Genomic DNA, 23873 nt, shown 5'->3' with positions numbered 1-23873 from the left:
GGACCTGCAATGCCCCACACTTTTACGGAGGAAGATTTCGGCCGCATCGCCCAGGTGCTAGGGGCGCCCTACCGACGCGAGGGCAACACCGTGCGCTTTGCCCTGCACAACGCGGTCGAGGGGCGCAAGCTGGTTCTGGAAATTTGTCCCGAGCTACAGCTCGAGGGAGGCGTGCATAATCTGATCTCTGTTTTTGCTCCAGGCGCCTTTTTGCAGCTGCACGACTGCACGGGCTACGTGGCCAGTCAGGAACTAGGGGAGGTGCTCTTCTTCGGTCGATCCGGGGGGCACGTTTCAGGGCTTGTGGTGGAGCGCGAAGCGGGCTGCTCGCTGTACGCCAACGTCTTGCAGCGCTGGCTGAGCGCGGATTTCACGGTCCTGCCTCCGGAGATCCTCATGGCCAGCGTGGTCTTGTCCCTCACGGAGACCCTCGAGGGGCCCGGATGAGTAGGGTCTATGTTGCGCTTGCACACCCGCGGATTCGCCTTTCGCGCGCCGCTCTGCGGACTTGGGTCTTTTATGTGCTGCGTGCTGAGGGCTACGAGCCCGCCTCGGTGGGTGTCATCGGGGTTGACGACGCCTACATCCGACGGCTGCACCGGGACTATTTGGGCCGGGACACGGTGACGGACGTCATGGCCTTTCGCCTCAACGAGGGCCCCAGGGTGGTGGGAGAGGTCTACATCGGGCTGGATCAGGCCCTGCGCCAGGCGGCTCACCACGGGGTGGACCCCGAGGAGGAACTCTTGCGGCTTTTGGTGCACGGGCTGTTGCACCTTTGCGGTTATAGCGATCAGACCAAGGCGGAGCGCCGGCGTATGTTCGCACGCCAGGAGGCCTACTTGCAGAACCCCCCTCCGCAGAGGCCTCCCCTGCGGCTTGTGGTGCGGGAAACCCGATCCAAGCGCTCACCGTTATAGCCTGGCGCAGATAGCAGAAAGACCATGGCTGTATCCCGGTCCTTGATCGTTGTGGAATCCCCGGCTAAGGCCAAAACAATCAGCAAGTACGTGGGCGAGCGCTTTTGGGTCAAGGCCTCCGCGGGGCATGTCAAAAACCTTCCCGAATCTGAGCTCGGGGTGGATATCGAGGCTGGGTTTCTGCCGAGATACGTGACAATTCGGGGCAAGCGGGCTCTGCTCAAGGAGCTGCGCGAGCTGGCCTCAAAAGTCGAGGCCATTTACCTGGCCATGGACCCCGACCGGGAAGGAGAGGCCATCGCCTGGCATATCGCCGAGGAGCTGCGCGCCGCCCAGAAGCCGATCTACCGGGTGCTGTTCTACGAGATCACGCGTCAGGCCGTGCAGGCGGCCCTTCAGGAGCCGGGGCAGATCAACGAACGCCTGGTGCGCTCCCAGCAGGCCCGGCGCGTGATGGATCGACTCGTGGGCTATAAGATCAGCCCCATTCTATGGAAGGCCATCTATAAGGGCCTTTCGGCTGGCCGGGTGCAGTCCGTGGCGTTGCGGCTGATCTGCGAACGCGAACGCGAGATCTCGGCTTTCCTGCCGCAGGAGTACTGGAGCCTCTGGGGGCGTTTTGCCGTCCCGGGTGGAGCGCTTCTGGGCCGTCTGCACCGCATCGGGGGGGAGCTCATCGGACCGCCCAGCAACAAAAAAGGGCACCGGCACCTGCCCGATCAGGCCGCCGCGCTTCAAGAGGCCGAGGCTGCACGCGGGGCCGGACCATATCGCATCGCAAACCTTGAACGCAAACGCCTCAAACGCCAACCCCCTCCACCGTTTACGACGAGCACCCTGCAACAGGCCGCGGCCAATCGGCTCGGCTTTACGGCTGCCCGGACCATGGCCATAGCCCAGCAACTGTACGAGGGCATCGAGCTAGAGGGAGGGGAGCCCGTAGGGCTTATCACGTACATGCGCACCGACTCCACCCGGCTGAGCGCGGAGGCTGTAGAGGCCGCCAGGGCCTATATCGCCGATCATTTCGGCTTGGAGTGTCTGCCGAATCGGCCCCCTCAATACGCCGTCAAGCAGGGGGCGCAGGACGCCCATGAGGCGATCCGGCCCACGGATGTGCGGCGGGATCCGAAGTCGATCAAACGCTTTCTGACGGCCGACCAATACAAACTTTACGAGCTCATCTGGCAGCGCTTTGTGGCCTGCCAAATGGCCCCGGCCGAACTGGAGCAGGTTACGGTGGACATAGAGAGCGCCGACGGCCGCTACGGGTTTCGGGCCACGGGCTCGATCGTACTTTTCCGGGGCTTTATGCTCGTTTATGAAGAGCCTGAGCCCGAACGGGAGCCCGATGAAGAAGAACAGGGACGCTCTCCCTTCCCCGCAGGGCTGGCCCAGGGTCAGCCGGCCCACCTGGAGCAGGTAGAGCCCAGACAACACTTCACCAAACCCCCTCCCCGATACACAGAGGCAAGCCTCGTCAAGGCCCTCGAAGAGTACGGGATCGGCAGGCCGAGCACGTATGCCGTGATCTTGAGCACGCTTCGAGAGCGGCGCTACGTGCAGATGGAGGGCCGCAAGTTTGTAGCCACAGAGCTCGGCATGCGGGTAAACGACATTCTGGTGCAGCATTTTCCGGACTTTTTCGACGTCTCCTTTACCGCGCGCATGGAGGCGGATCTGGACCGGATCGCCTCCGGAGAGGCCGAATACGAGGCGATCCTGCGCTCTTTTTACTACGATCATCTGCTCAAGGCTCTTGAGGCGACCACGGCCCAACTGGATCACATCCGAGCCCAGCAGATCGAGCAGACCGCTGAGCGCTGTCCGATCTGCGGTCGGATGCTCCTCATCCGGCCCGGTCGATACGGGCGCTTTTACGGCTGTTCGGGTTTCCCCGCCTGCCGCTACAGACGCCCTCTGGAGGCCAGCACAGCCCTAGAGACGGATCGATCCTGTCCGCGCTGTGGGGGGGGGCTGCTGTTGTACAACGGCCGATACGGGAAGTTTTATCGTTGTGCGCGCTTTCCCGCCTGCGCACACAAGGAGCCCTATATAGAGGAGAGCGCTCCGCCGTGTCCCCAGTGCGGGCAGGGGCGCGTGGTGGAGCGGCGCACCCAGCGAGGTCGGCGTTTTTACGGCTGCACGCGATATCCGGATTGCGGTTTTACGAGTTGGGATCGGCCCGTAGCCCAGAGCTGTCCGCAGTGCGGACACGGATACCTGCTTGAGAAGAGCCGACGCAGGGGGTCCGTGCTCAGCTGTCCCGCTTGTGGGGCGCAGGTGGAATCCGCGCCGGTTGAGGCTTCTTCCTCCTAAGCGCTGTCTTTACGCAGCAGGCTCCTGAGGTCTCGGATAAGCGTTTCGACCGCCTTGCGGTCCGTTCCGTCGTAATAGCCCCGGATTTGGCCCTGGGGGTCGACGAGCACGAATTTGCTTGAGTGGATAAAATCATAGGGGCCGCCCTCTTCCTGCGGGGGGATTTCGTCGGCGGCGAGCCGAAAGCCGTATCGAGCCAGGCGGTAGATCTCCGGTTTAGGGCCGGTCACGAAGATCCACTGCTCCAGGCGGGCGTTCCAGTTACGGGAGTAGGCCTTGAGGATCTCCGGGGTGTCCCGTTCGGGGTCCACGGTGAAGCTTACGATCTTGACCCTGTCAGGCTGATCCCGAAAGGCCTGTTGCACGAGCGTCATATTTTGGTTCATCTGCAGGCAAATGCCGGCGCAGGAGGCGAAAAAAAACTCCGCCACCCAGTAGCGCCCCTTAAGATCGGCTAGCGAGATCGGCTGCTCGTCGTGATTGATAAGCCGGAAATCGGGCACTTGTCCGTAGACGGGGAGCTCTGCGGTTGACCGACCACGATCGGCGATCGCGTAGTACAGGATGAGTCCGGCGGCCGCAAGAAGGCCGCCTGCGATCCAGAGAGTCCGGTTGCGCTTCATGGTTCTTCTTGCGCTGCTCGGCGCAGACGCCGCCAATATACGATTCCTACGACCAGAGCGACCACGTAGGGGGTGGCCAGTAGGAGCCCAATGCCACCTCGGAAGGCCTGAGCTAGGGAGGCGCTATCGGCGCTTTCCAAGGCGGATTTGCACATGGCGCACTGCGCCCATCCGGGTTCCGCCAGCGCAAGCAGGCTCAAGACCGCGATCCAAGGCCAGCGCATCGAGATCTCCTTTAGGGTCGATTGAGGAGCACGCTCACCCCATCAGGCAGGAACCCCGCCGCCATGGCCAGAAGCAGGATCAACGGGGCCAGGATGGCGTAGACCAGGTTCAGCCGCTCAAAGCGCAGGTGCATAAAATAGGCCACAATAAGACCCGCCTTCATCAGGGCCACCGCGATAAGCAGGATCGCCTTAAACGGCTGGGGCACATGCCAGATGTCGATGAAATAGGCTAGGGTGCTCAGGACAAACAGCCAACCCCAGACCACCAAGTACACCCGCGTGGGGGGATGGGGGTGTGCGCCCGCCTTCGTATGATCCACCATCACTATGGCCTCCGCCTTAGAACAGGTAAAAGAAGGTGAAGATGAACACCCATACCAGATCTACAAAATGCCAGTAGAGGCCGGCTATCTCCACCATCTCATAGGAGCCCGCCCGTTCGTAGGCGCCCTGCAGCACGCGGCGCGCCACAAAGCCCAGCAGGATCACCCCGCTTAGGACGTGCAAGCCGTGAAAGCCTGTCAGGGTAAAGAAGTAGGCCCCGAACTGGGGAGCGCCGAAGGGGTTCTGCCAGGGCCTAACGCCCAGATCCTTGATCAAGTGCGTCCACTCGTAAGCCTGACAGCCCACAAAGGTTAGGCCTAGGAGCATGGTCAGGACCAGAAACAAAGCGGCTCGCCTGCGGTTGCGCTCGTAGGCCGCGTGCACGGCCAGGGCCATGGTGCCGCTGGAGGAGACCAGGATAAAGGTCATGATCGCGATAAGCAGTAGGGGGATCTCCTGGCCTCCGACATGTAGCGCGAAGATCTCGGCTGCGTTGGGCCAATTCGTTAGGGTAGTCCGTGTGGTGCCGTAGCTAACGAGAAAGCTGCCAAAGATGAAGGCGTCCGAGACCACGAAGATCCACATCATGAGTTTCTGCCAGCTCACGCCGAACGGGGACCTGCCGCCGCTCCAGTCGCCCCATGGGGTCCGCTCGGCGGTGGCGAGGGGCATGCTAGAGGGATGCGCCATGAGCCAATCTCCCACCTACTAAAGAAGCCCAAGCAAGGCGAAGACCCAGAGCCAAATCAGTCCCAAAAAGTGCCAATAAAGGGCCGCATTTTCCACAACGCGGCGTAGTCGGGAACTCACCGGGGCTTGCGGCCGCGCGCTCTGCCCCAAGGCCCATCCTAGGGCTATGAGCCCGCCCAGCAGGTGGAGCCCGTGTACGGCGGTGAGCACATAAAAGAAGCTGCTGGCCGGGTGGGTCTGCAGAAACACCCCTTGCGCGGCCAGGGAACGCCAAGCCTCCAACTGGCCCACCAGGAAAAGAGCCCCGCAAAGCAGAGCCATGCCCAAGAGCCGGCGCCCCTTGGACCAGGCGGATCGCCGTACCGCCCGCACAGCCCCCACTAGAAGCCCGCTTCCGGCTACAAGCAAGGCTGTATTCCACCATAAAATGGCCGGAAGCGTCAGGCGCTCGCTCAAAGGCCCGACGCGCACTATGTAGGCGCTTGAAAAGGCGGCAAATAGGATCGTTAGGCTACCCAACAGAAGCCACATGCCAAACTGGCCCACCGGCACAGATCGGGGAGCGGGGGACGGATTTTTCCAGGGTCCCTCTCCATTATCTCCGAAACCGTTTCGACCCGGGCCCCTTCGCAAAGGGGGAAGAGGGGGGCGCGGCCGCACTCGTTGCAGGGTGTCGGGCATTGGGGGCTCGTAGGTTCTAGACTCCGTTTTGTTCTGAAGCCGGTTTCCCGGCCCCGTTTTCTTGAGGAATCTGTGCAGGCTCTACGGGGGTCGTCTGGGGGACGTAGTCCTCGGCCGCTCCGGGTACAGCGTAATCGTAGGCCCACCGGTGCACAACGGGAAGCTCCGGACCCCAGTTCCCGTGTGGCGGTGGCGAGGGAGCCTGCCACTCCAGGGTGGTCGCCTGCCAGGGGTTGGCCGGCGCCTTGGGGCCTCGTATCCAGCTATGCAGGAAGTTGTATAAGAAGATCAGCTGGGCTGCCCCCACAAGGAGCGCGGCAACGGAGATAATCGCCTGAATGGTCTGCGCATCGGGCGGGATAAACTCATAACCCGAGAAGCCGTAATAGCGGCGCGGTACGTTCAGAAAGCCCAGGTAGTGCATGGGGAAGAAGATCCCGTAGACGCCCACGAAGGTGAGCCAGAAGTGCCACCGGCCCAGCCGTTCGTTCATCATGCGGCCAAATAGCTTGGGAAACCAGTGGTACAGACCGGCGAAGATGCCGAACACGGACCCCATGCCCATGACGATGTGAAAGTGGGCCACCACGAAATACGTATCCGTAAGTTGGATGTCCACAGGGGGGTTGCCAAGGAAGATTCCGGTAAGCCCGCCGGTGACGAAGACGGATACGAAGCCTATGGCGAAGAGCATGGCGGGCGTAAAGCGCAGGTTGCCGCGCCAGAGCGTAGCGATCCAGTTGAAGGTCTTGATCGCCGAGGGCACCGCGATAAGCAGCGTGGTCACCATGAAGGCGGTCCCCAGATAAGGGTTCATGCCGCTAATGAACATGTGATGCCCCCAGACGATGAAGCTCAAGAACGCGATCGCGCATATGGAGAGCACCATCACCCGGTAGCCGAAGATGGGCTTGCGCGCGTTGGTGGAGATCACCTCCGATACGATCCCCATCGCAGGCAAGATGGCGATGTAGACCTCCGGATGGCCCAAAAACCAGAACAGGTGCTGCCACAGCAAAGGGTTGCCGCCCTCATGGGGGATGTGTTGGCCGCCCACGACAACGTAGGGCACAAAGAAGCTCGTGCCCAGATGCCGGTCCAGCAGCAACAGCACCGCTCCCGCAAACAGAGCCGGGAAGGCGAGCAGACCCAAGATGGCCGTAATGAGCAGGGCCCAGACCGTAAGGGGCAGCCGGCCCATGGACATGCCCCGGGTGCGCATGTTCAGCGCCGTGGTCACGTAGTTAAGCCCCCCCATGACGGAGGAGACGATGAAAATGGCCATGGCCACAAGCCAAAGGTCCTGCCCCAGTCCGGAGCCCGGAACGGCCTTCTGCACGCCACTCAGGGGCGGATAGGCCGTCCAGCCCGCCGCGGCCGCTCCGCCGGTGACGAAAAACGAGGCCAGGATCACGACGCAGGAGAGCAGAAACACCCAGTAGCTGAGCATGTTCACGAAGGGGAAGGCCATGTCGCGGGCCCCGACCTGAAGGGGGATGAGCAGGTTGCCGAAGCCCCCCAGCAGGATGGCCGTAATGAAGAAGAAGACCATGAGCGTGCCGTGCATGGTGATGAGCGCCAGGTAGGCCTCGGGCTTTAGGATACCGTCCTGGTATAGGCCGGGGAAAAGCTTAGATAGGATCGGGATGGGCTCTTCGGGCCAGCCCAGTTGCAGACGCATAAGCCAAGAGAGCACAAGGGCCAAGAAGCCCATCAAGAGCGAAGTCAGGATGTACTGGGCGGCGATGACCTTGTGATCCTGGCTGAAGATGTATCGGGTCCAGAAGCTTTTGGGCTCATGCACGTGGGCGGATGCTTCATGTGCCATGGGGCCTTCTCCCGTTTTTGCGTGTTTTCAGAAGAACAAATCCGCCACCGTGGGCTGTTCGGCCAGCCATCGTGTGAGCTCCTCCTCGGAGGCGATTGTGAGCAGTCCACGCATGGTGTAGTGGCCCAGCCCGCAGAGCTCAGCGCAGGCGATCTCAAAGTCTCCCGTCCGGGTGGCGGTGAACAGAAAGCGCGTAGTCATGCCCGGCACGGCGTCTTGTTTGACGCGCAGATGGGGGACAAAAAAGCTATGCAGCACATCCTTGGCGCGCAGATAGACCACTACGGGTCGGCCCACAGGCAAGTAGAGTTCTCCCTGTCCGGCCGGGAAGAAGATGTCGTCCCGCGAAGCGGGGTCCTCTAAATCGATACCGAAAGGGTTGTCATCTGAGATGAGCCGCGGGTCGGTGCGGCCGAAGCGGCCGTCCGCGCCCGGATAGCGAAAGCCCCACTTGAACTGCTCTCCCCAGACCTCGACCTGAAACGCCTCCGGAGGCGGGGTGCGGTGGATCTGAAGCCACAGTCGGCCCCCGCTTACGATGAGCGCTGTCAGGATCACGGCGGGAATGACGGTCCAGGCGATCTCCAGGCCCCGATGCTCGCGGATGTGCTCAGCGCGCCGCTCGGGGCTACCCCGAAAGCGCCAGACGAAGTAAGCGAGCAGGGTGTGTACGAGCACGAAGACGACCCCCGTAACGATGAGCGTGACCGTGAAGAGCCGGTCCATGGCCGCTCCGTGCTCGGAGGCCAGAGGCGGCAGCCACCAAAACCCTCCGGCTATGGTGATGACGGCCACGAGCACAAAGAGCCCTATGAAAAGGGCTAGCGCCTGCCCTTGCTTGGGGTGGAACATGAATCGCCCCTCCCTTGGGTTGACCTAGCGGCGCACGAATTTGAAGTCGACCTCCACGGTCTGCCCGGCTCGCACCGTAACGTTCTGGCTGATCGCACCCAGCCGCTCATGCCAGGCTTCCAGCACGTAGGTGCCCGCGGGCACATTCCGAATGGTGAAGGATCCATCTTTTCCAGTTACGGCGAAGACAGGGTGATCGAAGACGGCCAGGTAGGCTCGCATCCAGGGATGCACATCGCACTTGAACGTGGCCGAGCCCGGACCCTCTGCTCGGTCGAACTGCCGGGTCATCTTGACCCCTTTGGTGGGCTGGCCGATGTTGAATTCGCCGTTGGCGCGGCTTGTAAAATGCACATTGTGTAGCAGGGGATCGGAGTTGCGGATCTCTACTGGCTGCCCCGTCATCACGGCCAGCACCCGGGGCGTGTACATGCACATGACCTGATCCAGCACGGCCACTGTGCGCACGGGTCGGAAGACCTTACCTTGCGTGCCCGTCTTGGCGTACACGATCACATTCTGCAGGGTGTTGTCAGAGTTGAGCACAAACTCTTCGGAATCGATCGTCTTGCCCCCATGCAGGGCGTCACAGGCTTTGTCTTGTTTCATGCTGATGGGGCGGGTGCGAATGGGGTTGCCCTCAAAGTAAACCTTGCCCCGGATCGTGCCTCCCTGAGCCCATAGGACGGAGGCGCTTCCCAGCAAGAAAAGGCAACTCAGACCGACCGATATAGCGCGTACGCCCATGATGACCTCCTCACATGATGGGGTGCGGGAAAAACGGCCTGCAAGAGATGGTTCTGCTCTATGCGATACACGATGTTGCTAACCCCTGCACCAGATCTGCAGCACAGACGACCTTCTGGAGGCCGCTCGGAATATAACCGCGGCGGTAGGTAATGTCAAGCTTTGGCCCTCGCTTTAAGGTGCGCTTTCTTGGCGCAGCACGTAGGGGCGTAGACGGCGGTATATGCTCCAGAGCACGCGGCTGACTTCAGGGTTGAGCGTGTTCAGGTCTCCGATGACGAGATCCCGCAGCCCGTATAGAGCGCGCACGGTGTCGGCTGGAACCACTGTAGCCGGGATGGCTTGCAGACTGTCGAAAAAACGCCCCGCCTCATCTAAAGCCCATCCGTAGTTGTTTTGCGCTACGCGCTCCAGGACCGCGCCCAGCTGCGCCAGCGCCCGGGCCGCTTGCAGCTGCCCTTCGATTGCATGCCGCCTCTGCGCCTGGGTGGCGCACTCCAAGCGCATCGGAACATACGTGGCCAGGAAGACCAGCATCCCCGTCCCGGCCGCCCAAGCGAGGGTTTTAAGGTGTGCACGCATCGCCTAAGCTCCCCCTCTTCGTTTTGAAATACGGGTCTTGTCTTGAGATGGGCAAGCGCCTGCCGAGGGGAGCCAGGGGAGCGAGTCGACGCAACGCACCCCCAAGGCGGGCGCATGGAGGGAGGTTTCTTTTCGTAACGAATCATCTGTTCGGAGTGTCTGCTCCAGTCAAAAGCCACTGCGAAAAGAGCGCAGGCGAAGTGCGGCATGAAAACTGCTCTGCCCCGGGTATGAAAAAGCCGCCAGTGCGGCCGGCCTGTTGAAACCCTACAACCCAAACAAAAGGAGTGTATCGCTATGGGTCAGCAGCAATTGCTTTTGCTCGTGCTCGGAACCGTGATCGTGGGGACCGCGATCGTGGTGGGCATTCAGGCCTTTTCGGCTAACGCCAAGAAGGCCAATCAGGATGCCATGCTGCAGGATCTTTTGCGCTTGGCTACTGACGCCCAGGCTTGGGTTAAAAAGCCCACGGAGTTCGGCGGCGGGGGCGGCAGATGGAACGGCCTGACCATCGGGAAGCTTGTCGGCAAGAACCCCGCTTGGACGGCGGATACCAACGCCAACGGCATATACAAATTCGAAAGCACGCCCTCCGGAGACGCATCCAGCACGGATGTGACGCTGGTCGGGGAGAACCGACAAGAGAACAACAGGGTCAAGGTCACCTTCAACGCTTTGAAGATCAAGAACACGGTCTTCGAGAACATCAACTAGCCCCCTCATGCCAGAGTTCAGATTCACAGGGGTCGCCCCGACGGGGCAGCTGGTGCAGGGGGTACTGTTTGCCCCCAATCGGCGCGCGGCGCGCCAGAAGGCGCGCGAGCTGGCCCGACAGCACCGGTTTAGCCTTCGCTCCTTGGAGCCGCGTCAGGTCTTCCTATATAAGGCTCGCCACCCGTCGGGGCGCCTCGTAAAGGGGGAACAGCGCGCCTACAGCAAAGCGGAGCTGGTTCGGGCTCTTGAGAACCTGGGCCTGCAGGTTATCCGGGTAGAGCGAAAGCTCCTGGAGCTGCAGCTCAAGCCCTCCTCGGCCGAGGTGATCTTGTTTGTGCGCCTGGCGGCCAATCTGCTGCAGGAGAAGCTGCCTTTTGATGAGGTCTTGAGCCTGCTCGTACACGATGTCCAAAGTCCCGTGCTGAAGCAGACGATCCGCGACATCCAGGGGGATCTGAAGCGCGGCGTGGATGCGCGCACGGCCTTCATGAAGCATCAGCACGTTCTGGGTCGGTTTACGGCCTACATGCTGGGCATGGGCACCCAATCGGGCAACATGGCCGAGATCTTCGAGGCCACGGCCCGTTTTCTGGAACGACGTGAGGACTTTCGCAAAAGCCTGCGCAGCGCGCTCATCACGCCGGCCATTACGCTTTTGGTCTTGATAGGGGCTTTCGTCTACTACATTTGGCATATTTTCCCGGAAACAGCCCGCCTGTTTCAGAAATTCGGCATGGCCCTTCCCCCCCTTACGGCCGCCACCCTGCGCCTAGCCGATTGGCTCGATCGGTACGGACTGGGGCTGGCCGCGGCTTTCGGGCTGCTGCTAGCCGGCTTTTGGGCCTGGTCGCGCACTCCGCAGGGGCGCCTGTTCGTGCACCGGCAGCTGATACGCATCCCCGTCATCGGGCCTCTGCTGCACAAGATCCATATCGAAATCTTCTGTCGGGTCTTTGGCGTGCTCTACTCCGGGGCGGGAGAGAACATCGAGGTCATGCGGCTTGCCGCAGAAGCCTGCGGAAACGCCCATATGGAGCGGCAGATTAAGACGCGCACCATCCCGCTGCTACTCGGCCAGGGCCTGGACCTGGTGCGCGCCATGGAGGCCTCGGGGGTCTTTACCCCCATGGCGTTGGCGCGTTTCCGGGCTGGAGCGGAAACGGGCACGGTGCGCAAGTCTGCTCAGCAAATGGCCGATTACTATGAGCGGGAGACGGGGCTGCGGCTTAAGGTTGCGGTGGAGGCGATCCAGGTTGCGATCGCGTTTTTGCTCACCATCGCGATCCTGATCCTTACGCTCATCTCCTCCGAGATAGCCTTGGTTTCGCCGAATTCCGGCTCGTACCTGCGCTAGCGGAGAACAGGCCATGGAGGCTCGGACGCGCCAGCATCATACGATTGGGGGAAACGGCGAGGCGGAGAGCGCACGCCTTCCCATTCAGGATCGCGTCGTGGCCTCCCTACTGGCGCAAGGCTACATCTCTGTCGAGCACATACGCAAAGCCCTCGAGATCCAACGCCGGGAACGTGGGGAGCGTCGCGCTTTGTGGCGCATTCTCATGGAGGACCTGAACGCCGATCCGGATCTGGTATTGGACGAGGCGGCGCGCATCTATGCGTTTCGGCAGGCGCATGTGGAGGAATCCCGCGTTGACCCAACCTTTATTCGGCAGGTGCTGGATTCCTTCCCCAAGCCGCTTCGCGAGGAGCTGCTTGCGCTCAAGGTCTTGCCCCTGGCCTATGAGGTCGAGCAGCAGGGCTACTTGCGGCTCATTTTCGTCACCCCCGATCCCGCCCATCCCCGGCTAATGCGCCTGCTGCGGGAGTTGAGCCTGGAGCGCTATGAAGTGCGGTACGCGCCTCGAAAGGTCGTCTCGGACCTGCTGGCGCTCGTCTCCCCGAGCAAAAACGAGTACCTAGAGCGCATCCGCGAGCAGGGCATCCCGTACGACTTGGGGGCCACCTACGCTGAGGGAGGTTCGGTCGTCGACGAGGAGCGTATCGAGGCCGAGATCAACCGGAGCGCCATCATCAATTTGCTGGAAGGTGCGCTTGTGGAGGCGGTTCGGCTCGGAGCCAGCGACATTCACATCTTCCCCACCGAATCGCGCCGCACGGAGTTTCACTTTCGTCTCGATGGACGGCTTGAGCTTTGGCATGCTGAGGAGAACCTGCACCCGGAGGCCATCCTGGCCGTGGCCAAGGACCTGGCCGGTAACGTGGACCGTTTCGAACGCGACCGCGCCCAAGATGGCTTCATCCAACGCTGGGTTGATGGAGCCCTGATTCGGTATCGGGTGTCCGTGCTGCCGATCGCCAGCGCCCATCAGGAGATGCGCGCGGAGTCGATCGTCATCCGGGTCCTGGACGATCGCAAAGTGATCACGGACCTCACGCAACTGGGGCTACTGCCCTCGGCCCTGGAGCGTTTTCAGCGGGCCATTAGCCAACCTTATGGGATGGTGGTCGTCACGGGCCCTACGGGATCGGGCAAATCGACCACTCTGGTCGCCGCGCTGCACCACGTCATTCGGCCTGAACTAAACGTGCTCACCGTCGAGGATCCCGTGGAGTACATTATCAAAGGGGCGCGCCAGATCCGGCTTAGCCACAAGCTCGGCTTCGAAGACGCCCTCCGAGCTATTCTGCGGCACGACCCCGATGTCGTAATGGTAGGGGAGATGCGCGATCGCCAGACAGCCGAGCTGGCGATCAAGCTGGCCAACACGGGACACCTCACGTTCGCCACGCTGCATACGAACGACGCCCCAAGCGCCGTCGCGCGTCTGTACAAGATGGGCATCGAGCCGTTTTTGATCGCCTACGCCATCAATCTCGTCATGGCGCAGCGTCTGGTGCGCGTGCTCTGTCCGCAGTGTAAGGTGGAGGACCGCGAAAGTCCCCCTGAACTGCTCGAGGCGTTGGGTTTCACCGAAGAGGAGCTGCGGGGGGCCGTCCTGTATAAGCCCAGCTCTAAGTCCTCCTGCAAGCGCTGCGGCGGCAAGGGATACAAAGGTCGGCGCGCCATCGCCGAGGCCCTCTACTTTAGCCGCGCGATCCGAAGCTTGATCGTACAATCCGGCGGCGATATCGACGAAGACGCCATCCGGCGGCAGGCCATCAGCGAAGGTATGCTCACGCTTCGGGCCTCGGCTCGGGCACTGGCTTTGCAGGGGGAGACGTCTGTCGAGGAGGTCCTGCGCGTAACGGCTGATGAGGGCTGAAATGGGCTTCGATACCGGGGAAGGCGGCTCAAATGGAGACCCAAGATGCAACAGACGCTACTGGCTTTCTGCGCCATATTGATAGCCGGATTGTGGGGGCTTTCCCAGCAGCGCGCCATCTTGGAGGGCAGGCTCACCATGATGCGTGGAGAGCTTGAGGGGGCTGCCGTGGAAGTGGCGCGCGAAGTCTTGGAACATATCGGCACCAAGCCCTTTGACGCAGCGGTGATGACCTCAGGGGGCCGGGATTTGGGCACGGCGAGCTTGGGGGGCTCCGTATCCGTAAGCGCGATCACGAGCCCCACACAGCTCACTTGGCCTCCGTTTCCAACCGGCAGGCGCTTTGAGCAGTGTCAGGACATAGACGATTTTCATGGCATCCAGCCCTATACCTACACCACCCCTGATGGGCTGCGTTTCGAGGTACAGGTGCAGGTTCGGTACGTCAACCCCGACGACCCCACGCAGGGCTCCTCAACGCCCACGTTTGCCAAGGAAGCCACGGTCACCGTCACCCATCCTGAGCTGCGCGCGCCTGTACGGCTTTCTCGCGTATACACGTATCCGTAGCGGTTGATCCGTATGCAAGCGCTCTGGGATCATGCGCAAGGTGTTGTGATCGGTATGATCGCGCTCCTGTTGTTGTTGGGTATTCAGGAGCGCGCTCGCGAGGCCCGCACAGAGGCCACTTTGTACGTCATGGCCCGCTCGGAGCTCATGGCGTTCGTGGAGATGCTCGAGGCCGATCTTGCGAACATCGGCTCCGGGGTGCCGGCTGGGGAGGCGAAGCTACTTTCGGGCGATAGCTTGCATCTGGAGTTCCGACGTCGCATAGAGGCCAACGGGCCGATCCGCACCGTGCGCTATGTGCGCCTATTTAGCCGATACGGCCCTGATGGCAGGCCGCTGTATGAAGTCCGTCGATACCTCGATGGGGCGCCCGCCGGTTCAGGCCCGAGCGCGCTTCGGGCCTTTCGGTTTGAGCTTTTAAACGACGCCGGGCAACCCACCACGATTGCCTCCGAGGTGCGTCAGATCCGGGTCTATCTGGCCGCGGCCTATCCGTTTGACCAGCAGAAGGGCTACCTGCCGCACACCCGGTGGCAGGCCACGTATCGACCTCGAGCGTTGGCGCAGTCATAGTCATAGCAAAGAAGGACGCTATGGGCAAAGCAACGTTGATCGCGGTCCTGCTGGCCCTGCTGAGTTTGGGGGGCCTGTTGTATGGCATGCGCCATACCTTGTTCCACACCGAGGAGAAGCTGCTACGCCATGAAGAACGCGTGCTGGCGCGCGAGGCGGCGCGGAGCGCTTTCAACTTGGCTTTAAGCCAGCTTAAGCGGGATCTATCCTGGCGTGCCGGCTGGACCAACCGACCCTATAAAGAGGCTCGAATGGATGTGACAATCCAAGAGGTGGGGTCGGGTCAGCTGGAGCTTGTGGCCACCGGCCGATACGGCTCAGCCACAGTTCAGATTCGCAGCCGGCTCGCTACGGCCTCTGGCTTCCCCGCCGCGCTCACCTTAGATGTGCCCGCGCTTGCCGCCTCTTTTTCGGGATCAGCTTACAGCATCTCCGGATACGATCAACGCCCTCCCAGCATGGGGGGAGGCTCAGGGCCGGGCCCCCACGCCCACGGGGCCTGGAGCACCAATACGGATGTCGCCAACATCTTGCTGGCGGCGCTTAACAAATTTCCCCCCAACACCGTGACAGGCACCGGCGGGCAGCGCGACGTGCGCAACGGCAGCCTGGCATGGGACCTGACCAGCCTCGCTCAGGAGCTGGAGACGCGCGCCACGCAGCGCTACACGGGTAACCAGGCCTTTAGCGGCAATCAGGTTTTCGGCTCCCCCACCCAGCCGGCCATCGTGCTCATAGACGGTGACGCCGCCTTTTCCGGTACCGTGCGGGGCTATGGGGCCCTGCTTGTGAAGGGCAGCCTCGTCTGCTCCGGTAATTTCAGTTGGGAGGGGCTTGTGTTCGTGCAAAACAGCGGACATAAACAGGTGAGCTTCTCCGGAAACCCCTCCATTTATGGGGCTTTCGTGATACGCAACACCGATCCGGGGTTGCCCGGCGGCCATTTCGACGTGGATGTCTTTGATCGGCCCAACAGCACCAAGGAGGTCTACCACGAGCACGAATACGATGACAAGTACAACGTGACCTATGTGGACCTGCTCAACGATAGCCGTCTGCGCTGGGATCTGGTGCACCAGTCGGGGGCGAGCACGATTCGCATCGAGCTGATCAACACCCAACATCACGGCGGCGGCGTTCTTACCTTTGACGGGGGTTCTGGACCTCAGCGAATCACACTGCCAAGCTCCTTTACCGTCACCGTGCCTCGGAATCAGGTGCGGGCTCTGCGCATCGATTTTCGCTCCCTTGGGGCCCTTCGGGGAACGGAGCCCAAGCAAGTCCAGGAAGACCCTGTGGGGCGCGACGGTGCATTAACGGTGCGCGTATACAACGCGTCCACCAACCGGCTCGTATATGAGCTGGCGATCTATCATCACCTCAAGAAGAACTCTTCGGCAGGGGGCGGCTCCAGCCCCTTGCCCACGGAGCTCGCATCGGGCAAGGTGCTGCTGTCCATGAGCGGCAGCGTGCAAATTCAGTATAGCTCCGCCGCTCTGCAGCGGCTAAGCTCTTATCTGCCCAGGCTGGGGAACTTAAACCAGCTCCTGCCTCTGGAGGAGCTGGAGCGCTGAGGCCGGTGACGTTACGTTTGCACCCGAGCCTGGGTAAAAACGTATCGCCTGCTCTGATGAAGGCCTCCTCCTTCTTCCGAAACGCCTCTGGGTCCTAGCTGGTCCGCTTTTTGTGCCCCAGCTGGCCAGCTAGCGTCGATCAGGTGGCAGCAACCCGTGGACCGGTCCCAGTGGATCGAAGGTGTTGGGGCGCTCGTGCTGTTGGGTCTACTGACGTATGGCACCCTGGATCGGGTCGGCGCGGCCATCCGGACCCAGGAGCGGGAGCGGGTCACGACAGCCGCTGTCTCCTTAGCCCAGGGCCTACTGGAGGAATGCAGCACGCGGGCTTTTGACGAACGCACCCGCAGCGGATGGTGCGCGCAGGCCTCGGCGCTCACTCCCCTGCACGGTTTGGGCCCCGAAGCGGGTGAGGTGTATCCCGATCAGTTTGACGACCTGGACGATTTTCACGGGTTCCTTCGCTTAGATAGCCTCGGCGGGATCCCCTATCGGATCGTCGCCTCGGTCTATTACGCGGATCCTCAGGATCTGGAGCGCCCCGCCTTGGAGGCCACGTTTTTTAAGACCCTCGAGGTGGCTGTGCATAGCCCGCACTTAGAAGCCCCCATTCGGCTTCGGCGCACCTACGCCTATTACCGTTAATTATGACAGGCTGGTTGAGCTCAATCGCCGTGAGCCTGCTTTTTGGCACCGCCACGGTAGCCCTGTTGCACTTAGAGCACACGCTGAAGCGTGTACGCCTGGAGCTATTTGCTCAAACCACACAGAAAGCCCACGCGCTAGAGCTCATCGAACAGCTTGAGCAGGACCTGCGCCGCCTGGGCCGAGGAGTGCACCATCGGTCCGAGATGCTCCTCGCCTTGGATCGGGAGGGTCTGGTCTTTCGGGCTGACCTGAACGAAGATGGCCGACCCGATTCCATCTGCTATCGTTGGGTCCGGGATTCGGGTTCGACGGGACGGCTCAGGCGTTGGGTAAATGGCCTGTTGGACGGAGAGACCGCAGAGGGGCTGGAGCGCTTCGAGCTGGAGCCCCTGGATGAGACCGGACGTCTGACTCAGGCCCTGGAGCAGGTTCGCCTGCTCCGCATCACCCTGCGCTACCGCTTGCCTTGGCAGCCCGAAGCTCCCCCTCTTGTATGGCGCTCTACAGTCGCACCTCCTAATCTCATGCCTTGATAGGAGGCCACCAGTGGGCAGGGCGTTGTTGTTGTTCCTAGCCGGGGCCGGGGTGGTCTTCGGCGTTCTGCTCGGGCAGATGCGGGATCAGAACCTGCGGGACGCCCAGCTCTCAAGCCGTTACTATGAACGGGTCTTGGCCCGGGAGATCGCGCTTACAGGGCTCGGACACGGCCTAAGACGGCTTTTGGAGGACTGGAACGCGCGCACGCCCATAGAGGAGCGTCCCTATCAGGGGGGGCGCTACACGGTGCGTTTCTGCGAGATAGAGCCCGCCGTGGTGCGGCTTTACGCGGTGGGGCGTTACGGAGGCACATGGGACACGGCAGGGGTTCTGGTTCGCCGTTCGGGAAGCCCCATACCGACGTTGCCAGCCGCTATCACCTTGGTGAGCGCCTTCTCCGATGAAATCTCCCCGGACTTCCGCGGCAACGCCTTTCGAATAGACGGCCGGGATCACGGGCTAGACGGCCGGCCGCGGTCCGGTTCCAGCGCCGCCTATGGGATTTTGGCCACGCGTGCCGCAATCCAGGATCGGATCATCCGAGCCCTGAACCATCAGCAGCGGGATAACATACAAGGCCGCAACGATCTTGTGCCGAACGTGGTCTTTGAAGGTGCAGGCTTCGATGCGGCCGCGCTGATTGAGCAGTTATGGCAAGCGGAGGCGCTCTCCCTGCCCAGCCGGCTCAGCGGTGCACAGGAAATCGGCACGCTGGAGCGACCCGTTCTGGCCCGAGCTCCGAATGGGCTGGAGTTGTCAGGGGCTGTTTCCGGAGTCGGCATCCTACTCGTAGACGGGCACCTGCGCCTATCTGGGAACGTGCGCTGGAGGGGCATGGTGATCGTGCGCAACGGTGAGGACCTGACGGTGATGGAGACCGTCTCCGGCACTCCCCAGCTTATCGGGGCGCTCCTGGTATACAACACCGCCTCGCGTCCTATCGCGTTTCGTATAAACGGCAACCCGAGCCTTCTGTACAGCTCGGAGGCCTTGGCCTTGCTGCGCCAGCGGCTTTTCTTCGGCCCAACCGGCATCGAAGTTGCCAACTGGCTCCGCTGAGGCCATAGGGGAATATTCTTCCCCCGAGGTCATTCTCAAAATATCCACCATCCGAACCGTTGAGAAAAGGTTATGCCCCCCACGGTTCAGGCCGGCAGGGTTCTGCCCGGTAACGCGGAGTTACCGGATTGGCTGCGGCAGCGTATTACAAAACTTCCCCCCCATGTTACGGACCTAGAGCGCATCCGACGTCAAGCTGATGAACTAGAGGAGCTACCGGAATCCGCGCGCGCGGACCTGCGCACGATTGTGCACGCTCTGATGCGGGATATGCTGGAGCGGCAAGCGTCCGATATCGACTTGGGAGGGCGCTCTTCGAACGGCTACATATGGTATCGCATCGACGGAGCCAAGCGTCCGCGTCCAGAGATGGGCCGCTACAGCCCCGATGAGGCCAACTGGCTTATCCTCTCGATCACCACGCAGCGCATCCGCGAACGCCTTTACGAAAAGCTCAGCGCGGACTTTTCCCTAGAGATCGAACATCAGGGGCGTCTGCGCCGGTTTCGGGCCGCCGTCTACGTGGAAGATGGGTACCTGGCGTTGAATATACGCGCCCTCCCGGAGCAGGTGCGGCCTTTGGAGTCGCTGGGCTTTCATCCGAACATCATCAAGCACCTCCTGTTCGAGTACGTGCGCGACGGACTTACCTTGGTCACGGGCGTTACGGGCTCGGGCAAATCCACGACCCTGGATGCGATCATAGAGGCCCATAACCAGACCTCGGACGCGCATATCGTCATCCTGGGGGAGCCGATCGAATATGTGCACACCTCCAAGCGCTGTCTGATCCGACACCGTGAGGTGGGCCGAGATGTGCGCTCCTTCAAGGAGGGCACCATACAAGCCCTGCGTCAGGATCCGGACATCATCGTAATCGGCGAGATGCGCGATCCCGATACCATCATGGCCGCCCTAGAGGTGACGGACTCCGGTCACAAGGTCTTCTCCACCCTACACACTTGTTCGGCCGTGGAGTCCATCGATCGCATCATCGCGGAATGTCCCCCGGAGGAGCAGGACCGGGTTCGCAATCGGCTGGCCGACGTTCTGCGCGTGATCATATCGCAGAAGCTCTGCCCGAAGATCGGCGGCGGACGGGTGCTGGCCAAGGAGGTGTTGCTCGTCACCCCGGCCGTTAAGGCGGCCATCAAGAACAACAACACGGCCGAGATCTACCAGATGATCTGGGAGGGCGGCGCCGTGGGCATGATCACCATGGAACAGGATTTGTTTCGCCTCTACCGGCAACGGCAGATCGCCTGGGAGACGGCGATGAACTTCGCCAACCATAAGCGACGGCTGCAGCAGCTCCTGCAGCAGGCGGAGGGCTAGCGCGCATGCGACGTTCGGAGCGCGTGGCGGGCATCTACGTGACCCCGCAGCGGGTGTACGCGGCTGTACTCTCCTACCAGAACGGTCGCATCCGAGTGCACCGCCTAGAGAGCAAGCCCCGGGCTTTCAGCTCGATGGCCCAGGCTCTGGCCACGGGCGACTCTCAAGAGCAGGGGGCTAGGGCCTCCGGGGTGGGGTTTCTTGATCTTCCCTCGCCCTTGAACTCTGTGGCCATGGAGCTCGCCGAAAGCGAATCGTCTGAGTCCCTCGCCTATGCGCCCTTCATAGAACAGCCTGGGCCATCGGATATTGTGGTCGAGCTGCGGGAGCTCTTGGAGACAGAGGCTTTTGAGCATCGGTTGCAGGTGGGCTTCTGTATTACGGAGCCGGATCTCCTGCTACAGGAGCTAGCCATCCCAGCCGATTGGGATCAGGAGCGGATGGAGTTCCGCAGCCTATTTCGGCTATTGCGGGAGCGCTCAGATCAGCCCGTCTCCCCCGACGCGGTGGGCTTCGTGCCCTTTAAGGATCGGGCCGTGCTGGCCATTATGCGCATGCCCACCTCCCCGGTGTTGAGCTCTCTTAACACCCTGCGGGAGCTATGGGGTCGGCGTTTTCCTCGAGTCGGCCTAATCGATGCCGAACCCACCACGCTGCTCGGGATAGCCCGAGCCTGTCATCTCATGATGGCGGATGAGGTCTCCTTTATCGTGCGCGTGGGGCTAGAGGAGACGCTTGTGCTGGCTTTGCGGGGGGAGACGCTTCTGCGCGTGGAATCGCTTAAGGCGGTCACCATCTATGACGCGCCCGAGACGATCTGCAGCCGGCTCCTGCTTCTGCAGGATGACGAGGGGCTGGAGCGGGTACATAATCTGTATGTGCTCGCTGAGGGGGGGGATAGCGACCGGCTGCGGGCTCAGATGGAGGCTTATTTCCCGGGCGCTTACGTGGTACCTCTGAGTGAGGGCCTGTCGGATATGGCGATCGTCCTCGATGAGGGCGTAAACCCTGAACACGTCGAGGCGTACACGATTCCGATCGCCGTGGCCCTGCGGCTCATCACCAACGATCACGCTCTCTTTTACGACGTCAACCTGCTTCCTCCGGATCTGGAGCGAAGGCCGGCCCAGATCGAGCTGGCCTGGCATGGGTATGCGCTCTTGCTGCTGCTCTTCGTAAGTACGCTCTTCTTTGTGGGCCGGCTCCATCAGCAACGCCTGGAGCTTCGCCGCTGGGAGGAGGCGGTGCGCTCAGCTGCCCCCCTTTCCCCTTCTTTGGAGCGTGAACTGCGGGCGCGCATCGACAGCCTGCGGGCGCTTGGGCTGCAATACGAGGCGGCCACCCAAGCCTTAGATAGCCTGCTTCTCGGTTCGGATCGCTGGAGCAGGGCCCTAGCTCAGATCGCTGAGGCGACCGGGGTTGTAGGGGGTATTTGGATTCGCGAGTGGGTGCCGGACAAAGAGCACGTGGACCTTTCCGGATACGCCTTAGACCGAGACCGGATCGTGGCTCTGGCCCGCCGTCTTGACGCGACCATCCAGGCGGTGACCTTTGATGAGATACGCGGCGCCCGTGTGTTCCAGTACCATATGCGCGTGCCGACTCCCGAAAGGCTACCCCGATCCGTGGAGTACCTCCGGAGTCTGGTGAACCCGGAAGCGGAACGGAGTGCGCCGTGAATACCGCTACGCGCAACACCATCTTGTTAGCCCTGCTCTGGCTTCTCATCTCCGGGGTCGGCGTGGGGCTGACTTTCTGGAAACTGCCGGAGCAGCTTCGGCGGCGTAAGGCCGAGTTCGAGCAACTGCGTCGTACGGGCGGAAAGCTTGAGGCGCTGCGCATCGAGGAGTCCCAAGCCCGGGCTTACTATGAGCAGGCCTTAGCCAGGTGGGACGCGCAGTATAAGTTCATCCCCGTGCGGCTCAGCACGGCCGAGGCCATGGCGTATCTGAATCAGCTCACCCCCGTGGGCTTTGAGCGCTTCGATGTGCGCTACGAAGGCACAGAGCGGATCGGCAACGTGGCTTTTCACAAGTACAGCATCTCTGGCGAGGGGTACTTCGTTTACCTATACCGGTTTCTGTGGAACCTCGAGAACAGCCCCCCGCTGTACAAGGTAAGCGAGCTGCAGATCTCCGATCACAGCACGATCAAGCCGGACCGCCGGAGCGGGCGCGAGCGGCTCGAGGTGATGGTGAAGTTCTCCCTGCGCCTGTGGGCCTATTTCACCGAGGCCGGGGGGCTGAAGCCTCCCCAGCGCCGTCCCGTCTTGCCGCCGGAGGCGCTCGTGCCGTTCCGGGCTGCTCATAACCCGTTTTATCCGATCATTCTGGCCCAAGTGCCGCCCAACACGGAGGACCTACCGGACGTGGAGCGCTCGGAGTTGCTCGGGCTGGGACAGGATTGGGTGCTGTTGCGCGATCAGCACAAGCGTCTGCACCGGCTTCACATTGGAGATCGGGTATATCTGGGCCATCTGCTAGGCGTAGACCCTCTAGCCGGCTTGGCGGTCTTTCAGCTCGATAGAGGGGGCATCATAGACCGCGTGGAGTTGGATCTGCGCTCCTCGAGCGTCACCACAAGGCAGCAAACCCAAGAGGAAATGCGATGATGCGCGCCGTTCGTCTCCAGGCTCTTTTGCTCGGGCTGCTTCTTGGGCCGCTTGGATGCGCATGGGCGCAGGTGCGCCCTCCAGAGCGGCTGCTCCGCTCCTATATTCCGCCGGAGGAGTTGGTTTCGTTTGCCCCCACTACGCCCTTCGACCAATTTTTGGGCCTCATCAACGAGTTAGCACGCCGAGCCGGGCAAAAACCCATCCTGGATCCCGAGGAGCGCACCACGCCCATCGGCGTGGCCATTAGCGGCCAGCCCTGGCGCGACGCCTTGGAGCTCGTGTTGCGGCAAAACCGGCTTGCCCTCCTCGAGCGCCCCAGTTTTTGGCTGCTTGCTTCGGCTCAAGAACTCCCCTCCGAGGCTCCCTCCGCAGCCGGACCGCGGGCACAGGAGGGCGTGACCCTGCGTACGCGCGAGGTCGAGATATCGGCCGTCTTTTTCGAAGTCAACACCGAGGTGGCCCGGGAGCTGGGCATCAACGTGGTGGGTCTGCTTTCACGCATGCTGCGTTCGACCACAGCGGGTCTGGGCGTGGGCCTACCGAACGCCGATCGGGTTCAAGCTGGTGCTCCTGAATTGAGCGCGGACCTAAGACGGCTCTTGGGACGCAGCGGCCGCAGCACGGGGGAGCTATCCACGGAGTTTGTGTTGCGGACCTTAGAGGAGCTCGCCCTGGGTAGGGTTGTGGCCAATCCACAAGTGACCGTTCAATCCGGTCAAAAGGGGGAGATCCAGGTGGGCTCCGATGTGCCTATCTTCGCCCGCGATTTCGCCGGCAATACGATCACCCAGTTCGTGCGCACGGGCACGATCGTGAGCGTGGAGCCCGTGGTGGTTGAGGATTCGATCCCCTTCATCCACCTTGCCATCGAGGTTGAGCGCAGCTCCCCCCGCGTGGTGGGCGCCGGCGTGGCCGTCGACAAAAGCCGAGCCGCCACCCGAGCGCTCCTGCTCGACGGCGAGGAGACGGTCATCGGCGGCTTGTTCAGCACCGAGCAGAGCGTCTCGCGCGTCGGGGTGCCCCTGCTAAAGGACCTGCCGCCCTGGTTTTTCGGCCTGCGCTATCTCTTCGGATATGAGAAGAAAAGTTTGGTGCGCAAAGAGCTCGTTATCGTCCTGCGCGCCCAGCTCCTGTCCCCCCTGACGGAGCGGCGGCCCGCGGGATCGACCCTGGATCGGATACGAGAGCGTCAACAGGGCTTTCGACGCCTGCTAGAGGAACGCCGCTAGAGG

The 23873-nt window shown here is 61.9% G+C and carries 25 protein-coding genes; 16 read left to right on the top strand and 9 right to left on the bottom strand.

From position 1 onward, the window contains the following. The first annotated feature begins 9 nt into the window (after nt 1-9). The 3 genes from NZ993_05455 to topA are packed head-to-tail and all read left to right on the top strand — an operon-like array spanning nt 10 to nt 3239. Nucleotides 10-447, top strand: a complete 438-nt coding sequence (locus NZ993_05455; GenBank protein MCS7155236.1) for a hypothetical protein — start codon at nt 10-12, stop codon at nt 445-447. Next, nucleotides 444-920, top strand: a complete 477-nt coding sequence (gene ybeY, locus NZ993_05450; GenBank protein MCS7155235.1) for an rRNA maturation RNase YbeY — start codon at nt 444-446, stop codon at nt 918-920. Before NZ993_05455 ends, ybeY begins: the two co-directional genes overlap by 4 nt. 24 nt (nt 921-944) lie before the next feature. Further along, nucleotides 945-3239, top strand: a complete 2295-nt coding sequence (topA, locus tag NZ993_05445) for a type I DNA topoisomerase (GenBank protein MCS7155234.1) — start codon at nt 945-947, stop codon at nt 3237-3239. Here the strand turns inward: topA and NZ993_05440 are convergent. The 9 genes from NZ993_05440 to NZ993_05400 all read right to left on the bottom strand — a co-directional run bounded on the left by NZ993_05440 (nt 3236) and on the right by NZ993_05400 (nt 9793). Further along, nucleotides 3236-3862 carry an SCO family protein gene (locus NZ993_05440; GenBank protein MCS7155233.1) on the bottom strand — a complete coding sequence of 209 codons (627 nt, stop codon included), beginning with the start codon at nt 3860-3862 and terminating at the stop codon, nt 3236-3238. The two genes, topA and NZ993_05440, sit on opposite strands and share 4 nt — an antisense overlap. Next, nucleotides 3859-4086 carry a hypothetical protein gene (locus NZ993_05435; protein MCS7155232.1) on the bottom strand — a complete coding sequence of 76 codons (228 nt, stop codon included), beginning with the start codon at nt 4084-4086 and terminating at the stop codon, nt 3859-3861. The genes NZ993_05440 and NZ993_05435 overlap by 4 nt, the downstream gene beginning before the upstream one ends. A gap of 11 nt (nt 4087-4097) precedes the next feature. Then, a complete protein-coding gene (locus NZ993_05430; GenBank protein ID MCS7155231.1) occupies nt 4098-4412 on the bottom strand; it encodes a cytochrome C oxidase subunit IV family protein in 315 nt (104 codons plus the stop codon). Nucleotides 4413-4428: 16 nt separating this feature from the next. Then, a complete protein-coding gene (locus NZ993_05425; protein ID MCS7155230.1) occupies nt 4429-5103 on the bottom strand; it encodes a heme-copper oxidase subunit III family protein in 675 nt (224 codons plus the stop codon). An 18-nt stretch (nt 5104-5121) separates the two neighbouring features. Further along, nucleotides 5122-5634: a cytochrome c oxidase subunit 3 gene (locus NZ993_05420; GenBank protein MCS7155229.1), complete on the bottom strand. Its 513-nt coding sequence runs from the start codon at nt 5632-5634 to the stop codon at nt 5122-5124. A 166-nt stretch (nt 5635-5800) separates the two neighbouring features. After that, on the bottom strand, nt 5801-7612 hold the full coding sequence (locus NZ993_05415; GenBank protein ID MCS7155228.1) for a cbb3-type cytochrome c oxidase subunit I: 1812 nt from the start codon (nt 7610-7612) through the stop codon (nt 5801-5803). Between the two features lie 27 nt (nt 7613-7639). Next, complete coding sequence (gene coxB / locus NZ993_05410) at nt 7640-8464, bottom strand: cytochrome c oxidase subunit II (GenBank protein ID MCS7155227.1); 825 nt, start codon at nt 8462-8464, stop codon at nt 7640-7642. 24 nt (nt 8465-8488) lie between these two features. Further along, on the bottom strand, nt 8489-9211 hold the full coding sequence (locus NZ993_05405; GenBank protein ID MCS7155226.1) for a carboxypeptidase regulatory-like domain-containing protein: 723 nt from the start codon (nt 9209-9211) through the stop codon (nt 8489-8491). 174 nt (nt 9212-9385) lie between these two features. Continuing rightward, nucleotides 9386-9793: a hypothetical protein gene (locus NZ993_05400; GenBank protein ID MCS7155225.1), complete on the bottom strand. Its 408-nt coding sequence runs from the start codon at nt 9791-9793 to the stop codon at nt 9386-9388. A 297-nt stretch (nt 9794-10090) separates the two neighbouring features. Here NZ993_05400 and NZ993_05395 point away from each other — a divergent pair, with 297 nt between their 5' ends. The 13 genes from NZ993_05395 to NZ993_05335 all read left to right on the top strand — a co-directional run bounded on the left by NZ993_05395 (nt 10091) and on the right by NZ993_05335 (nt 23870). Next, nucleotides 10091-10507 (top strand): hypothetical protein, encoded by a 417-nt coding sequence (locus NZ993_05395; protein MCS7155224.1) that lies wholly within the window; start codon nt 10091-10093, stop codon nt 10505-10507. A 7-nt stretch (nt 10508-10514) separates the two neighbouring features. Further along, entirely contained in the window at nt 10515-11861 is a 1347-nt protein-coding gene (locus tag NZ993_05390) for a type II secretion system F family protein (GenBank protein ID MCS7155223.1), read from the top strand. A gap of 13 nt (nt 11862-11874) precedes the next feature. Continuing rightward, nucleotides 11875-13731, top strand: a complete 1857-nt coding sequence (locus NZ993_05385) for a GspE/PulE family protein (GenBank protein ID MCS7155222.1) — start codon at nt 11875-11877, stop codon at nt 13729-13731. A 45-nt stretch (nt 13732-13776) separates the two neighbouring features. Continuing rightward, complete coding sequence (locus NZ993_05380; protein MCS7155221.1) at nt 13777-14301, top strand: hypothetical protein; 525 nt, start codon at nt 13777-13779, stop codon at nt 14299-14301. Between the two features lie 12 nt (nt 14302-14313). Then, entirely contained in the window at nt 14314-14874 is a 561-nt protein-coding gene (locus NZ993_05375) for a hypothetical protein (protein MCS7155220.1), read from the top strand. Between the two features lie 20 nt (nt 14875-14894). Next, entirely contained in the window at nt 14895-16448 is a 1554-nt protein-coding gene (locus NZ993_05370; protein ID MCS7155219.1) for a hypothetical protein, read from the top strand. A 156-nt stretch (nt 16449-16604) separates the two neighbouring features. After that, entirely contained in the window at nt 16605-17093 is a 489-nt protein-coding gene (locus NZ993_05365) for a hypothetical protein (GenBank protein ID MCS7155218.1), read from the top strand. Between the two features lie 2 nt (nt 17094-17095). Then, entirely contained in the window at nt 17096-17629 is a 534-nt protein-coding gene (locus NZ993_05360; GenBank protein ID MCS7155217.1) for a hypothetical protein, read from the top strand. A gap of 13 nt (nt 17630-17642) precedes the next feature. Next, on the top strand, nt 17643-18692 hold the full coding sequence (locus NZ993_05355) for a hypothetical protein (protein MCS7155216.1): 1050 nt from the start codon (nt 17643-17645) through the stop codon (nt 18690-18692). A gap of 72 nt (nt 18693-18764) precedes the next feature. Beyond that, nucleotides 18765-20027: a PilT/PilU family type 4a pilus ATPase gene (locus NZ993_05350; GenBank protein MCS7155215.1), complete on the top strand. Its 1263-nt coding sequence runs from the start codon at nt 18765-18767 to the stop codon at nt 20025-20027. A 5-nt stretch (nt 20028-20032) separates the two neighbouring features. Next, nucleotides 20033-21706: a hypothetical protein gene (locus tag NZ993_05345; protein MCS7155214.1), complete on the top strand. Its 1674-nt coding sequence runs from the start codon at nt 20033-20035 to the stop codon at nt 21704-21706. After that, nucleotides 21703-22638, top strand: a complete 936-nt coding sequence (locus NZ993_05340; GenBank protein ID MCS7155213.1) for a hypothetical protein — start codon at nt 21703-21705, stop codon at nt 22636-22638. Before NZ993_05345 ends, NZ993_05340 begins: the two co-directional genes overlap by 4 nt. Continuing rightward, on the top strand, nt 22635-23870 hold the full coding sequence (locus tag NZ993_05335) for a type II and III secretion system protein (GenBank protein ID MCS7155212.1): 1236 nt from the start codon (nt 22635-22637) through the stop codon (nt 23868-23870). The genes NZ993_05340 and NZ993_05335 overlap by 4 nt, the downstream gene beginning before the upstream one ends. The last annotated feature ends 3 nt before the right edge of the window (nt 23871-23873 follow it).

It is taken from the genome of Bacteroidota bacterium, assembly GCA_025059945.1.
Taxonomy (GTDB): Bacteria; Bacteroidota; Rhodothermia; order JANXDC01; family JANXDC01; genus JANXDC01.
Note: the sequence above shows the minus strand (reverse complement) of the source record. Positions and strands in the feature narration are given on the sequence as shown.

What these genes read in the sequence shown, in the direction of transcription:
- NZ993_05415 (MCS7155228.1), bottom strand. Translation starts at nt 7,612, where the DNA reads ATGGCACATGAAGCATCCGCCCACGTGCATGAGCCCAAAAGCTTCTGG.
- NZ993_05425 (MCS7155230.1), bottom strand. Translation starts at nt 5,103, where the DNA reads ATGGCGCATCCCTCTAGCATGCCCCTCGCCACCGCCGAGCGGACCCCA.
- NZ993_05350 (MCS7155215.1), top strand. Translation starts at nt 18,765, where the DNA reads ATGCCCCCCACGGTTCAGGCCGGCAGGGTTCTGCCCGGTAACGCGGAG.
- NZ993_05420 (MCS7155229.1), bottom strand. Translation starts at nt 5,634, where the DNA reads ATGTGGCTTCTGTTGGGTAGCCTAACGATCCTATTTGCCGCCTTTTCA.
- NZ993_05395 (MCS7155224.1), top strand. Translation starts at nt 10,091, where the DNA reads ATGGGTCAGCAGCAATTGCTTTTGCTCGTGCTCGGAACCGTGATCGTG.
- NZ993_05455 (MCS7155236.1), top strand. Translation starts at nt 10, where the DNA reads ATGCCCCACACTTTTACGGAGGAAGATTTCGGCCGCATCGCCCAGGTG.
- coxB (MCS7155227.1), bottom strand. Translation starts at nt 8,464, where the DNA reads ATGTTCCACCCCAAGCAAGGGCAGGCGCTAGCCCTTTTCATAGGGCTC.
- topA (MCS7155234.1), top strand. Translation starts at nt 945, where the DNA reads ATGGCTGTATCCCGGTCCTTGATCGTTGTGGAATCCCCGGCTAAGGCC.
- NZ993_05345 (MCS7155214.1), top strand. Translation starts at nt 20,033, where the DNA reads ATGCGACGTTCGGAGCGCGTGGCGGGCATCTACGTGACCCCGCAGCGG.
- NZ993_05430 (MCS7155231.1), bottom strand. Translation starts at nt 4,412, where the DNA reads ATGGTGGATCATACGAAGGCGGGCGCACACCCCCATCCCCCCACGCGG.
- NZ993_05440 (MCS7155233.1), bottom strand. Translation starts at nt 3,862, where the DNA reads ATGAAGCGCAACCGGACTCTCTGGATCGCAGGCGGCCTTCTTGCGGCC.
- ybeY (MCS7155235.1), top strand. Translation starts at nt 444, where the DNA reads ATGAGTAGGGTCTATGTTGCGCTTGCACACCCGCGGATTCGCCTTTCG.
- NZ993_05385 (MCS7155222.1), top strand. Translation starts at nt 11,875, where the DNA reads ATGGAGGCTCGGACGCGCCAGCATCATACGATTGGGGGAAACGGCGAG.
- NZ993_05390 (MCS7155223.1), top strand. Translation starts at nt 10,515, where the DNA reads ATGCCAGAGTTCAGATTCACAGGGGTCGCCCCGACGGGGCAGCTGGTG.
- NZ993_05405 (MCS7155226.1), bottom strand. Translation starts at nt 9,211, where the DNA reads ATGGGCGTACGCGCTATATCGGTCGGTCTGAGTTGCCTTTTCTTGCTG.
- NZ993_05380 (MCS7155221.1), top strand. Translation starts at nt 13,777, where the DNA reads ATGCAACAGACGCTACTGGCTTTCTGCGCCATATTGATAGCCGGATTG.
- NZ993_05375 (MCS7155220.1), top strand. Translation starts at nt 14,314, where the DNA reads ATGCAAGCGCTCTGGGATCATGCGCAAGGTGTTGTGATCGGTATGATC.
- NZ993_05335 (MCS7155212.1), top strand. Translation starts at nt 22,635, where the DNA reads ATGATGCGCGCCGTTCGTCTCCAGGCTCTTTTGCTCGGGCTGCTTCTT.
- NZ993_05435 (MCS7155232.1), bottom strand. Translation starts at nt 4,086, where the DNA reads ATGCGCTGGCCTTGGATCGCGGTCTTGAGCCTGCTTGCGCTGGCGGAA.
- NZ993_05400 (MCS7155225.1), bottom strand. Translation starts at nt 9,793, where the DNA reads ATGCGTGCACACCTTAAAACCCTCGCTTGGGCGGCCGGGACGGGGATG.
- NZ993_05360 (MCS7155217.1), top strand. Translation starts at nt 17,096, where the DNA reads ATGACAGGCTGGTTGAGCTCAATCGCCGTGAGCCTGCTTTTTGGCACC.
- NZ993_05370 (MCS7155219.1), top strand. Translation starts at nt 14,895, where the DNA reads ATGGGCAAAGCAACGTTGATCGCGGTCCTGCTGGCCCTGCTGAGTTTG.